The following is a 13281-nucleotide window of genomic DNA, read 5'->3' on the forward strand; positions in this document are numbered from 1 at the left end:
GTCTGAAAAGGATGGCTGAACCAGTTCGTGAATCCAGAAAACCTTCTAAGATCGTGCTTGCGGGATGTGGTTGACCTCGATGAGGCCTCTTCCCGACCAGCTCGCATCGCCGCGGGCAGCGAATTTTGTTGCCGAGGAGTTGTCGTTGAGCGCCAGTCGTGAACTAACCGAAACATCCTTGCGACCCGTCGTTCGCCGGGCCGTGGAAGCAGCCGCCGCGAGTTCGGATACCGCCGGGCTGCGGGCGCTGCGAATCTGCCTTCATGCGGGGCTCAGTGCGTATTGGCCGGTGGTGAAGGCCGCCCCGGCGAAAAGCATCAGGTCCTACGAGACCGCGCTGCGGACCCTGCGGGAGCGGTGGATCGAGCCCGGTGGCAACGTGGGCGATCCGTCCGCGATCGTGATGTTCCGTGAGATGGATGCCGAGGCGACCGAGTTCCTCGAGCTGTGTGCCGAGCTCTCGGGTACGCAGTGGCTCGAGCCGGTCGACTCCATTGCCAGCTACCTCGTCTCCGTCTTCCACGGCGCGGTACTGCGCTGGCTCGCCGACGGCAACGACGAGACCATCCTTGTCGTCACCGATGATCTCGTCGGCTGTCTCACCCTCAAGGCCGTCGAAGCCTGAGATTTACTGGACGAGTGACCAGATAGGTGGTTCAGTAGACGGGTGACCGAGACAACAGCGCTGCACCACCTGCACGACGCCACCGCTGACCTCGACCCGCCGCTGGCGGCACTCGATCTGTCCCGGCTCGACGCCAACGCCGCGGATCTGCGCCGCCGCGCGAACGGCGTCGCAATCAGGGTGGCGAGCAAATCGGTGCGCTGCCGGGCCGTGCTCGAGCGGGTCCTCGGCACCGACCTCACCGCGGCCGACGGCTTCGCGGGCATCATGGCCTACTCCCTGCGCGAAGCCATCTGGCTGGCTCGCCTGGGCGCCCGCGACATCCTGCTCGGCTATCCGACCCTCGACCGCGCCGCGCTGGCCGAACTGGCGGGCGCGCCGACGCTGCTGCGCTCGATCACCCTGATGATCGACGACGTCGCCCAGCTCGACCTGGCCCGCGCTGCCCTCGGCACCGACACCGTCCATCCACGCGTCTGCCTCGACGTCGACGCCTCGCTGCGCATCGGCCCGCTGCACCTGGGCGTTCGCCGTTCCCCCATCCGCACCCCCGGCGAGGCCGCCGTCCTGGCGACGCAGGCGCGCGCCCGCGGCTTCGAGGTGGTCGGCGTGATGACCTATGAGGCGCAGATCGCGGGCCTGCCCGACAACAATCCGGCCGTGCGCGTGGTCAAGCGACTCTCGGCCGCCGAGATCGCCCGCCGCCGCACCCAGGTGCTCGACGCGGTGCGCATGGTGACCGGGCCGCTCGAGATCGTCAACAGCGGCGGCACCGGCTCGATCGAGGTCTCGATCAGCGATCCCGATGTCACCGAGGTGACCGCCGGTTCCGGCCTCTACGTGCCCACCCTCTTCGACCACTACCGGTCCTTCACCCCTCGGCCGGCCCTGTTCTTCGCCACGCCGGTGCTGCGCAAACCCACCCCGAGCATCGCCACCGTCTTCGCGGGCGGCTACATCGCCTCCGGACCGACCGGCCCCAGCCGGGTACCGCTGCCGGTCTGGCCCGCGGGCCTGAAGCTGCTCGGCGCCGAGGGCGCGGGCGAGGTACAGACCCCGCTCGCCGGTGGATCCGAACTCGAGATCGGCGACCGCGTCTGGTTCCGCCACGCCAAGGCGGGCGAGCTGTGCGAACGCTTCGCCGAGATCCACCTCGTCGACGAATCGGGAACTCGCACAACCGTTCCCACCTATCGCGGCGAAGGCCAGTGCTTCGGCTGATCAGCGCAGCAGTTCGGTGACCTCGTCGTCGGTGAGCTGGTGGAAGTCGTGGTAGGCGCCGCCGACGCCGCCCAGGTCGTCGGGGGTCCAGAGGCAGACCAGCTCGTCGCACTCGGGGCGGACCCGGTGGGCCGCCTCGGGGGCCGAGACCGGCATCGCCACGATCAAGCGGGCGGGTCGCTGTGCGCGGGCGACGCGGCAGGCGGCGGCCACGGTGGCGCCGGTGGCCATTCCGTCGTCGACGATCACCACCGTCCGGTCGGTCATGGAGACCGGTTCGCCGTCGCGGAGCAGGGTTCGCCTGCGGGCCAGTTCGGCGCGTTCCGCGCGCTCGACCTCGGCGAACGCCGCCTCGCTCACCCGGCCGCGTGCCACCACGTCTTCGTTGAGCACCAGCACGTCGTTCTCGCCGAGCGCACCCATCGCCAGCTCCGGATGCTGCGGCAGACCCAGCTTGCGCACCAGCAGCACATCGAGTTCCCCGTCGATCGCATCGGCCACGGCGGCCGCCACCGGCACACCGCCACGCGGCAACCCGAGCACCAGCGGGTGCGTGCCACGCAGATGTTCCAGGGCCGTGCCGAGAGCGCGGCCCGCCGCAGCGCGATCCGGGTACACCATCGCTTCGACGCTACTCCGCGGTGGCGTCGGCCGAAACTGTGAAGCGGCGCAGCGACAGGCTCGGGTTGGCGGTACGCACCCTGGCGAGGTGGGCGGGGTCGATCGATGCGGTGAGCACACCCGGCTCGTCGCCGAGTTCGGCGAGCACGGTGCCCGCCGGGTCGACGATCATCGACGCGCCCGCCCCGAGCGGCGCGCACTGATCGGCCGCCGCCACGTACACGGTGTTCTCGATGGCCCGCGCGCGCAGCAGCGTGGTCCACTGGTCGACCTTCGCCGGGCCGGGAATCCACTGCGCGGGTAGCAGCAGCACGTGCGCCCCCGCCGCCGCGACACGCCGACATCCCTCCGGAAAGCGCAGATCGAAGCAGGTCTGCATGCCGAACATCACACCGTCGACGGTGAATGTGGCGGGCGCCACCAGCGGACCGGCCGCGACGACATCGGATTCCAGGTGCCCGAAAGCGTCGTAGAGGTGCACTTTGCGGTAGAGCGCGAGCCGTGATCCGTCGGGTCCGTGCGCCACGAGGGTATTGCTGATCCGGTCCGCGTCCGGTGTCGGCAATTCGACGACACCGGCCACCAGATGCACCCCCAATTCAGCGGCGAGCGCGGCGAGTCCGGTGGTGAACGGCCCGTCGAGCGGCTCGGCGGCGGCCACCACCCGCTCGTCGAGACGGGTCACCGCAAACATCGAGTATTCGGGTGCGACCACGACGCGCGCACCCGATTCGGCAGCGGTTCGCACGTGTTCGCGCAAGGCGGCCAGGTTGGCCGACGTGTCGGTCTGCGGGGCGAATTGGACGACCGCGATCGGCACCGTCGTCGCGGCGTGTTCCTGATGCGATGACCCGTTGTGCAGCTGCATAGGTCACACCGTATTCACCCGGTGGCCCGATCAGCTACCGCCAGGCAGTAAACTCGTGGTCAATGAACACAAATGAGGTCGACAGCGTTCCTGCCGACGACGACAGGCACGACAACGGCCCGACCTTCGCCGATCTCGGGATCGATGACCGTGTCCTCGCGGCCATCGCCGACGTGGGCTACGAGTCGCCGTCGCCGATCCAGGCGGCCACGATTCCCCCACTGCTCTCCGGCGCTGACGTCGTCGGCCTGGCCCAGACGGGCACCGGCAAAACCGCCGCATTCGCGATCCCGATCCTGATGAATCTGGACACCGCGCAGAAGAAGCCGAGCGCACTGGTGCTCGCGCCGACCCGCGAACTCGCGATCCAGGTCGCCGAGGCGTTCGGCAAGTACTCCTCGCACATCCCCGGTCTCCACGTGCTGCCGATCTACGGCGGCCAGAGCTACGGCGTGCAGCTGTCGGGTCTGCGCCGCGGCGCGCATGTGGTCGTCGGTACGCCCGGCCGCGTCATCGACCACCTGGAGAAGGGCACGCTCGATCTCACCGAGCTGCGCTACCTGGTGCTCGACGAGGCCGACGAGATGCTCAAGATGGGCTTCCAGGAGGACGTCGAGCGCATCCTGCGCGACACTCCGCGGGACAAGCAGGTCGCCCTGTTCTCGGCCACCATGCCGGGCGCGATCCGCAAGATCTCCAAGCAGTACCTCAACGACCCGGTCGAGATCACGGTCAAGTCCAAGACCACGACCAACACCAACATCACCCAGCGCTATGTGCAGGTGTCGCACCAGCGCAAGCTCGACGCGCTCACCCGCGTCCTCGAGGTCGAGGACTTCGAGGCGATGATCATCTTCGTGCGCACCAAGCAGGCCACCGAGGAGCTGGCCGAGAAGCTGCGCTCGCGTGGTTTCTCCGCCGCCGCGATCAACGGTGACATCGCGCAGAACCAGCGTGAACGCACCATCGGTCAGCTGAAGTCGGGTGCGCTCGACATCCTCGTCGCCACCGATGTGGCCGCGCGTGGTCTCGACGTGGACCGCATTTCGCATGTCGTGAACTACGACATCCCGCACGACACCGAGTCGTATGTGCACCGCATCGGCCGCACCGGTCGCGCGGGCCGCTCGGGTCAGGCGCTGCTGTTCGTCGCGCCGCGTGAGCGTCATCTGCTCAAGGCGATCGAGCGCGCCACCCGGCATCCGCTCACCGAGATGCAGCTGCCGAGCGTCGACGATGTGAACGCGACCCGCGCCGCGAAGTTCGGTGACTCCATTACCGAGAACCTGGCCTCGGACAAGATCGAGCTGTTCCGCAAGCTGATCGAGGACTACGAGGCCGAGCACAACACCCCGCTGGTCGATATCGCCGCCGCGCTGGCGGTCGGTGGGTACGACGGGGACAACTTCTTCATGGCGCCCGAGCCGGAGCCCGCACCGCGTCGCGAACGCGACCGGGACCGTGATCGCGAGCGTGCCCCGCGCCAGTTCGACGACGAGGACCGTGGACCGCGTCCGCCGTCGTTCTCCCGCGAGAGCGGTGCGGAGCTGGCGACCTACCGGATCAGCGTCGGCAAGCGGCATCGGGTGGTGCCCGGCGCGATCGTCGGCGCCATCGCCAACGAGGGTGGGCTGCGGCGCAGCGACTTCGGGCACATCAGCATCCGGCCCGACTACAGCCTCGTCGAGCTGCCCGCGAACCTGCCCAACGAAACGCTGGAAGCATTGCGGCGCACCAGGATCAGCGGTGTGCTGATCCAGCTGCAGCCGGATCAGGGTCCGCCGTCGCAGCGGCTCAACTCCCGTGGTCCCCGGCGTGACCGTGAGGCCCGTCCGCGTACCGAACGGCGTAAGCCGCGCACGTAGCGCACCACCGCACGTAGACAAGTCCATGGGTCGCTCCATGGGCTGTCTCGGCGCTGGCTAAGGTGTTGCCGTCGGGTGTGCGTGAACACAGGAGGGCCGCGTTTGTTCGTCTCCGGTGATCGGGTGATCGGTGCTGTCGGCGATCTCGTGCGCGCGGCGGACTGTGAGTTCGCGCTGCTGCGCGCGGTCGACGCCGCCCTCGGCAACCTCCCCGGCACCCGCGACGCCGCCGCGAATCTCGTGCGCGCCGTCGACGTTTCCCCGGAGTTGCTGCGGCACTTCGGGGACGGGTGGATCCACATCCCCACCCCCGATCCCGTCGACGCCACCACTCTCACCGAAGCCGCCGCACGCACCACCGACGCCCTGCGTGCCGGTGCCGAGGCGATCGACGGTGCGGTCTTCTTCGACGGTCGATTCGTCTGCCAGGCAGACCTTCTCGTGCGCGACGGTTCACGGTACGTAGTGCACGGTGCCGTCGCACCTGCGCGAGTCGGGGCTCCGGGCGATGTGCCTCGGCATGACGACTGCGGGCCTTCGGGTATCGGCTTGCCCAGGCGTTCACGTGGAGATGACGACGCGCAGGACCGCGACGTGGATGGCGAGTCGCGCTGGGACCGGGGCGCCGAGGCTGACCGTTACGCGGACAGTGGCGTGTCGCCCGTGCTCGCTGAGCCACGTTCTGGTGCCGCGGGGTTCGTTGATGCCGACGACCATCGGGTGTTGCGGCGTGAACTCGCGGCGGGGCGGACGCCGTTCGAGCGGGTTTCGGCGTCGGTGCGTTCGGTGGGGGTCGATCCGGTTCGGCTGGAGTTGTGTGCGCGGGTCGAAGTGGCCGCGTGCGTCGAGGCATTGGCGGCGGCCGGGGTGGATGTCGACCCGGTGGCGCGAATTTCGTCGCCGACCGGTGAAAGTGGCGTGGTCGCAGCGGAACTCGGGCCGATCTACCGGGCGCGGCGGGCGCGGGTGGAACACGTCGTCGAGGAGAAGCTCACCGAATTGCTGCCCGTGCAGTGGGGTGACCCACGCTATCTCGCGTGTGGACACTGCCCGACGTGCCGTGCGGCGGCCGCGACCGCACGGGACTTGCTGCTGGTAGCGGGGATTCGGCCCACCCAGCGTGCCCGACTGCGTGAAGCCGGTGTGCTCACCGTCGACCGCCTCGCCGCCACCACCGTTCCCGTCCCCGGCCTCGCCCCGCGCACGGTCACCGAACTGCGCCGCCAAGCCGACATCCAACTCACCCGCGAACGCACCGCAACCCCCACCTACGCCCTGCGCGACGCCACCGCCCTCGGCGCCCTCCCCACCCCGCGCCCCGGCGACCTGGCACTGCTCATCGACCTGGACCGCCGGGGAACCATCACCTCGGTAGAACTCGCCGACACGACAACCACTGTCTTCCGCCCGGACCCCTCGCCGACCGCGTCGACCGATCCGCGCTACGCGCAGGCGAGCGACTACGGATCATTCGCCCGGAACGGCGGGCTCGGGTTTGACGAGGGGAACGGTGGCGCTCTCGGAGCTTTCGCGAGGGGCGCCGGAGGGCTCGGAACTTCAGCGACGGGTGGGGGCGAGCTCGGGCCGTCGACACAGGACGGGTACGGCCCGGACGTGCTCGAGGAATTGCTCGACATCATCGGTGAGTATCGGGCGCTGGATCCGGATGTGCGGGTCTATCACTACGGGTCGGCGGTTCGGACGGCGCTGCTCGATTGGTCGGGGCGCTTCGGTGTCGGAGCCGATCAGCTCGACGAACTGCTCGCCGCCGGGGCACTGGTCGACCTGGCACCCGTAGTGCGGACCGCATTGCTGATCGGTGAGCAGTCCTACGACGTGGCCGGATTGGCCGCCCTGGTGCCGGGCGCACACGGTCGCGCGGCCACCGTGCTGGGGATCAGGGATTGGTTGCTGGAACGGGCAGCCGAGGCGGGGATCGAGGTGCCCGGCCCACGGTTCGCGGTGGCCGAGACCGACATTCCGCCGTCGTTGCGCACGGGTTCACTGGAGGCCGCGCTGGCCGAATTCGCCGCCGACGCACACGGCGACGCGGCACGGGCGGCCGCGCTCACGGCCGCGGTGCTCGGGTATCACCGGCGTGAACGGCAGCCCAGATGGTGGGCGCACATCGACCGGCTCGGGCACCCGGTGGGGGAGTGGGCCGACGCGCCGGGCGTCCTGGTCGCCGAGTGGGGCACCGTCGACACCAAATGGCATCGCACACCCCAGCTTCCGACGATGCGCCGCTACCTCACCCTCACCGGTCGCCTCGGCACCGGTGCCACGCTGACCCCCGGCACCCAGATGATCACCATCTACGACGGTGCGGCGGCAGCGGGCATGACGCAGACGCTCGGCAGACGCGCCACCGCCACGGCCACCGTCCTCGGCTGCGCGGTGGACGCCGATTTCGACGACACCGTGCGCCTGGAAGAACTGCTCCCGGCGGGCTGCCCGCCCTACGACGACCTACCCGCCGCCATCGCCCCCGGCCCGCCCGACGGCGAGGCCGACCTCGAGGCGGCCCTGGAAGCCACCGCCCAGGACCTGCTGGTGACGTTGCCGTCCGTGCCCACGAACGCGGTCTACGACCTGCTGCTGCGCCGCACGCCCCGCCTGCACGAGGGCGCACCGTTACCGCAGGTCGACGGCGATATCGCACACGCCACGGCCCAGGCGACGGCCGCACTCGACGCCTCCTACCTGGCTGTGCACGGACCGCCCGGCACCGGCAAGACCGGGACGACGGCCCGCGCCATCGAGCGCCTTGTCACCCGCAAGCGGTGGCGGATCGGTGTGGTCGCACGCTCGCACGAGGTGATCGAGCGGATCTTCGACGCGGTCGTGGAGGCCGGGTTGCTGCCCGAACTCGTCGCGAAGAAGGACGTGGCGTCGGTGGGCCGCGAATGGTCGGCGATCGAGGGCAGCCGGTATCCCCGATTCCTCGACAACGCGGTGAACGGGTGCGTGATCGGCGGCACCACCGCCGATTTCGTCGACGAGACTCTCATCGCCCCCGGCTCGCTCGACCTGCTGGTGATCGCCGACGCGGGCGAATGCTCGCTGGCCGACACCGTCGCCGTCGCGGTGAGCGCGCGCAACCTGCTGCTCGTCGGTGATCCAGAGCCCGCGCTCGCCCAGGCCGAACACCCTGAGCCGATTCATGTTTCGGCCCTCGAGTGGTTGTGCGACGGCGCGGCCACCTTGCCGCCGGAGTACGGCTACTTCCTCGACCGCACCTGGCGGATGCACCCGGCGGTGTGCGCGCCGGTGTCGGTGAGCTGCTACGACGGCAAGCTCACGGCGGTCGAGGCCGTCACCAGCGCCCGCGATCTCGCCGGGATCGCGCCCGGGGTGAGTACGGTGTTCGTCGAACATCGCGGCAGCGCGACCGAGTCCGACGCCGAGGCCCGCGAGGTGGTGCGCCGCGTGCGCGCCCTGCTCGGCGAAACCTGGACCTCCGGTGCGCGCACCCGCAAACTGCACCCGCACGACGTCTTCGTGGTCGCCCCTTACGCAGCGCAAGTGGCGCGCATCCGAACCCTGCTGGCGCGCGCCAAGATCGAGGACGTCCTCGTCGGCACCCCCGACCGTTTCCGGGGCCGTGAAGCCGCCGTCGTCGTGCTGTCGATGACCACCTCCACACCCGACGACGCCCCCTTCGGTATGCGAGCCCTCCTCTCGCGCACCGTCATCCACGCCACCCTGTGCCGCGCCATGTGGAAAGCGATCATCATCCGCTCGCCGCTGCTCACCGAGTACCTCCCGGACACTCCGGAAGAACTCGCCGCCCTGCGCGGCTTCCTCCAGCTCGGTTGAGCACCCGGCGGCACATCAACCGTCGCACGGCGCAGGCGCACGCACTCGATCGGCAATTCGCCCCGCGAGCTGTGACGGTGGGCGCGGTCTACGCCTAGATCAGATACCGCCCATCAGCTCCGACCGATTCAACCGCCTGCCCCTACGCCGAACCCGGCCGCCGCATGTAGCGCACCGGCGACCTCGTCGTTACCTGTGGCTGCGAGGGCCGCCTGAACCGATCGCCGCGGGTCAAGCGGCGCGCAACAGCCGCCGCAGCCAGTCGGCGGCGGTGTCGGGTGTCGCCGGGGCGACCGACACCTGGTGCCCGGAGTGGATCAGGTACCGGCCGTCGCCGGTGACGTCGATCCAGGACAGGACGCCCGTGGCCGGTTCGTCGGCCCCCGGGGCGACGAGGATCTGGCCGATGCCGGTGCGCGGGCGTTGGAGGAGTTTGCGGATGCGGGCGGCGTCGGAGGGTCCGGCGACGGGGACGGTGACCAGGTCGCGGCTGTCCTCGCGCACGCGCGCCGCCGGTGCGGCGATCCGCGGACCGGTGCCGACCGGTTGACGCGGAATCCGGGAAAAGACCTGGGGCGCGAAGCGTTTCGTCGCACCGACCTGAACGTGCAGGTCGCCACCTCGGTCGGCCGAGGTGCCGGGCGACTGCACGGCGAGTACCGCCACGTCCCCCGCGACGGCGCCGAGCATGCGCACCGGCGCGGGCGCGTGTCCGCACACCTCCACCCGGATCTCCGGTTTGGCCAGCACGCGCAGCGCCGCCGAGAGGTCGGGGTCGAGAGTGCGGGCACACCACGCGTCGAGTGCCGGTTGCGCGGCCGCCCGCTCGGCGGTGTCTCTGGTAGACGCGCGAACGGCGAGCGGATACGGGATCCGGTCGCCGTCGGTACGCGCCCAGGCCAGCGCGAACTGGTCGGGCGTGAGGTGCCAGTTCACTCCTGCTCGGTCCACTCTCCGAGCACGGCGGGACTGGTCGGTTCCAGCTTCCCGATCAGCGGGTTCACCTCGTCGGCGGGTTCGAGGAAGGTGGGTTCCTCCTCGAGGAAGCGCAGGAATTCGTCGTCGTCGTCCTCGATGTCGGGCTGGGCGGGTGGGCGCGGGCCGCCGGGTGCGCGGGTGTGGTCCGCCGCGACCATCGCCCCACCCATGAGCCCACCGATCGCGCCCGCACTCATTCCGGCAGCCGCTTCACCACCGGCCACCGTGGGGTCCTGGCGGACATCCTCGGACGACGCCGATCGCGTGGCGGGAGAACCGGATTCGCCGAGCGAAGCCGCCTGGGTCGCCGGGGACCCGGATTCCTTCCGCGAGGCGTTCGCGCGTTTCCCGGTCCGTCCGAGCGTGCCGGCGGGAACAGGACCCGCGACGGGTACCCCATTCGCGGCGACGGACCCGCCTGCCCCGGACAAGGCGCTCGACGTACCGGTGCCGGACGCGGTCGCCGCCGGAGCGACCGCTGCGGAACCGCCTGTGAACAGGGAAGTACTCGCCGTCGAGCTGCTCACACTCGCCGGTGAAACCACGGCACCGGAGCCGTCGGCCGTCGACCCTCCCACCGCATCGCCAACGGCGCTCCCTGCTGCCGTATCGGTGACCGCGACATCGGATCCCTCACCGGAAACCGCCGTGACCACCGACGAAGGCACCGCACCGAGCGCACCGCCGACTTCTACATCAGTTGTGCCCGAACTGATCTCACCGAACGCGGGCACGCCCGACCCGGTGGGTACGAAGGCCCCCGCGTAGATCGTCTCCATCGCCCGCACCGCGTCCAGCCGGGCGTTCTCGGCTTCCCGCGAAATCGTGGCATTGTCCGTGGCCTGCTGCGGATCGAGCAGCGCGCCGTCCGGATCCGGCTGCGCCGCAGCGGGTTCGGCGACAGCGGCGCGAATCGACTCCGCCGCATCACCCGCCTGGCACAGCCGGACACCGACCGCCGTCAGCACATCCGCGATCTGCCGACCCACCTGCTCGAACGTGCGAAGGGCATCGACGGCGGACCGCGCCGCCGACCCGCGCCACCCGTCGGCGATCGCGGCCCGGATCTCGGCATGCGCGTTGTCGACCTCGTCACCGACGGCGGTGGCCGCGGTGAGATACAACTGCCCGCCGCTGCTCAAGGCGGCCGGGTCGAGTTGCTGTACTGCCGTGTGGATTTCGGAATGCGACAGGCTGTCGAACACCTCGACGACGGCCACGTAGTCCGGGTCGGTCCCCGGTGCACCGGAAATGCTACGCATGTCCATCACCTGTCTCGATCGCCCGGACCGCGCTCGCCATCGCCTGATCGCTCTCCTGGTAGGCGGCCCCGGCGGCCCGCAGCACGGCGGCCAGCTGACGAGCCGTCGCGGCGTAGGCACGCAACTGGTCGAGGGCGTTACCGGTCTTGGTCTCGAAGCCGGTGCGCAGCGCGGCACCCGAGGGCAGCCCGCCGAAGCCGGGCAGCGTCGCGGCCTGGGTCAAGGCCTGTACCTGCGCGTCGACGGCGGCGGCGAGACGTTCGTAGCGCAACGCGCACCGTTCGGTTGCGCCGTCGGCGACGAGCACCCCGTCGACCCACAGTCCGCCCTCCTCGACGGCCTGACCGAGCGCCGCCGTATTCGGCAGCCCCGTGCGATTCGATTGCACCGCTTCCCCCTTCGTCGTTCAGTCCGCCGTGGCGAGTACCCACCGCGCGATATCGTCGGCCACGCGGTCCCGCACCGGCTCGTGCAACAGGTCGTGACCGGCGTCGGCGTACTCGCGCAAATCTACCGATCGATACCGCTGTGTCCATAGCCGCATCGCATCGATCGGTGCCCGGCGGTCGTCGATTCCGTGCACCGCGAGCGTCGCCAGGCGCGGGTCGGGCTCGGTCTCGGTGGCCCGGCGCGGGGTGCCGCACAGGACGAGTCCGCGCAGGTCGGCGGCCTGATCGGCGGCGACGGCGAGCGCGGTGACGGCGCCGAGGGAGTGGCCCATGAGTACCGGCGCGGAGGTGGTTTCGGCGCGCACCACCTCGAGCAGGCCCCTGGCATCGGAGACCAGCTCGTCGAGGGTGCCCGGCGCGTGTGGATCGCCTTCGCTCAGGCCCTGTCCCGCGGTGTCGAGGGTCCACAACTCGATGCAGGCGGCGGCCAGCGCGGCACCGAATCGGTGGTAGTGCCCGCTGTGCTGACCGGTGCCGGGCAGCAGCACGACGGTCGCGGCGACCAGGCCGGGTGACCTGCGCCGGTAGTGCAGACGACCACGCGCGCTGTCGAAGTAGGGCACCAGCCGATTATCCGCACCTGCCAAAGCATCGCGCCAGCCGTTACACTTCGCCAGTCCACCCGGTTCAGAGTCGAGGTCGTCCATGTTGTCGTTGCGTCGTTGTGTGGCAAGCATTGTCGTCGGTGCGGCAGGCGTGAGCACCGCGGTCACCGGCGTCGCCGGTGCCGACCCGGTCGCCGCCTGCGGGCGGGCCGGTCAGGAGATCGCGATCCACTCGACGGTCCCGCTACTCGACTGGTCGGAGAACTTCGGCATCGACGAGCGCGGCGACGTGTGGGTGTCGCGCGTGCTGCGCGGTGAAGTACAGCGCTACGACAGCGCCGGAAAGCTCACCGCCACGGTGGATATCGCCGCTCCCGGCGCCGTTCGCCTCGGGCCGGACGGCCTGCTCTACGTGGTCACCGGCAATTCGCCGCTGTCGGATTCCGGCGGTGTCGTCCGATTCGACCCGACCGCCGCAGAACCGGTGCCCGAACCCTTCGCCACCGGTTTCATCCACCCCAACGGCGCCGCCTTCGACGCCCAGGGCAACCTGTACGTCACCGCCCGCGACGGCGTGCACCGCCTCTTTCCCGACGGCACCGAGGACATGACCTGGTGGTCGAGCGCCACCGTCGAGGGGCCCAATGGCGTTGTGGTCTCCGGTGATTCGGTCTACGTCACGGCGAACTACGTCGACAGCGCAGCCGGTCCGGTCGGCCGAGTGCTCCGCTTGTCGCGCACGAATCCGGCGGTGAGCACGACCATCGCCGATTTGACCTCGTTCGGTTCGCTGCCCGATTTCGTCGACGACCTGGTCCTGCGTGACGGCGCCCTGTACGTGACGACCCTGACCGGACAGCTGGTGCGCGTCGACCTGGCCACGGGCGGTGCCTGCACGATCGCCGCCACCCAGCCGCTCACCGCCGTCGTCGCCGACCCGGCCGACTCGACGGCGCTGCTCGCGGGCACCGAAGAGGGAACCGTCCTGCGCATCCGCCCGCGCGGCTGACCCCGAACCCTGTCGCACG

Annotated in this window: 11 protein-coding genes; 5 read left to right on the top strand and 6 right to left on the bottom strand. The window is 70.2% G+C overall.

What is annotated here, in order from left to right:
* The first annotated feature begins 145 nt into the window (after positions 1–145).
* Entirely contained in the window at positions 146–625 is a 480-nt protein-coding gene (locus NI2_RS15215; RefSeq protein ID WP_243749739.1) for a TetR family transcriptional regulator, read from the top strand.
* 42 nt (positions 626–667) lie between these two features.
* The gene (locus NI2_RS15220; RefSeq protein WP_084456734.1) at positions 668–1846 is read left to right on the top strand and encodes an amino acid deaminase/aldolase; all 1179 of its coding nucleotides are present in this window, start codon (positions 668–670) and stop codon (positions 1844–1846) included.
* On the opposite strand, the gene NI2_RS15225 is transcribed toward NI2_RS15220, so the two are convergent.
* Entirely contained in the window at positions 1847–2467 is a 621-nt protein-coding gene (locus tag NI2_RS15225) for a phosphoribosyltransferase (RefSeq protein ID WP_067491297.1), read from the bottom strand.
* Between the two features lie 10 nt (positions 2468–2477).
* Positions 2478–3335, bottom strand: coding sequence for a carbon-nitrogen hydrolase family protein (locus tag NI2_RS15230; protein ID WP_067491300.1), 858 nt, complete (start codon positions 3333–3335; stop codon positions 2478–2480).
* A gap of 62 nt (positions 3336–3397) precedes the next feature.
* Between NI2_RS15230 and NI2_RS15235 the strand changes: the two genes are divergently transcribed.
* Positions 3398–5200, top strand: a complete 1803-nt coding sequence (locus NI2_RS15235) for a DEAD/DEAH box helicase (protein ID WP_067491302.1) — start codon at positions 3398–3400, stop codon at positions 5198–5200.
* Between the two features lie 81 nt (positions 5201–5281).
* Complete coding sequence (locus NI2_RS35150; protein WP_243749738.1) at positions 5282–9019, top strand: bifunctional RecB family nuclease/DEAD/DEAH box helicase; 3738 nt, start codon at positions 5282–5284, stop codon at positions 9017–9019.
* A gap of 231 nt (positions 9020–9250) precedes the next feature.
* On the opposite strand, the gene NI2_RS15245 is transcribed toward NI2_RS35150, so the two are convergent.
* The 4 genes from NI2_RS15245 to NI2_RS15260 are packed head-to-tail and all read right to left on the bottom strand — an operon-like array spanning position 9251 to position 12271.
* A complete protein-coding gene (locus NI2_RS15245; protein ID WP_067491306.1) occupies positions 9251–9955 on the bottom strand; it encodes an ESX secretion-associated protein EspG in 705 nt (234 codons plus the stop codon).
* Positions 9952–11259 (bottom strand): WXG100 family type VII secretion target, encoded by a 1308-nt coding sequence (locus NI2_RS15250; RefSeq protein WP_067491308.1) that lies wholly within the window; start codon positions 11257–11259, stop codon positions 9952–9954. Before NI2_RS15250 ends, NI2_RS15245 begins: the two co-directional genes overlap by 4 nt.
* Positions 11252–11647 (bottom strand): hypothetical protein, encoded by a 396-nt coding sequence (locus NI2_RS15255; protein ID WP_067491310.1) that lies wholly within the window; start codon positions 11645–11647, stop codon positions 11252–11254. The genes NI2_RS15250 and NI2_RS15255 overlap by 8 nt, the downstream gene beginning before the upstream one ends.
* An 18-nt stretch (positions 11648–11665) precedes the next feature.
* A complete protein-coding gene (locus tag NI2_RS15260; protein ID WP_067491666.1) occupies positions 11666–12271 on the bottom strand; it encodes an alpha/beta hydrolase in 606 nt (201 codons plus the stop codon).
* A 103-nt stretch (positions 12272–12374) separates the two neighbouring features.
* Here NI2_RS15260 and NI2_RS15265 point away from each other — a divergent pair, with 103 nt between their 5' ends.
* Positions 12375–13262 carry an SMP-30/gluconolactonase/LRE family protein gene (locus NI2_RS15265; protein WP_133733831.1) on the top strand — a complete coding sequence of 296 codons (888 nt, stop codon included), beginning with the start codon at positions 12375–12377 and terminating at the stop codon, positions 13260–13262.
* Positions 13263–13281 lie beyond the last annotated feature (19 nt).

Origin of the sequence: Nocardia ignorata NBRC 108230 (assembly GCF_001612905.1) — a bacterium.
Taxonomy (GTDB): Bacteria; Actinomycetota; Actinomycetes; order Mycobacteriales; family Mycobacteriaceae; genus Nocardia; species Nocardia ignorata.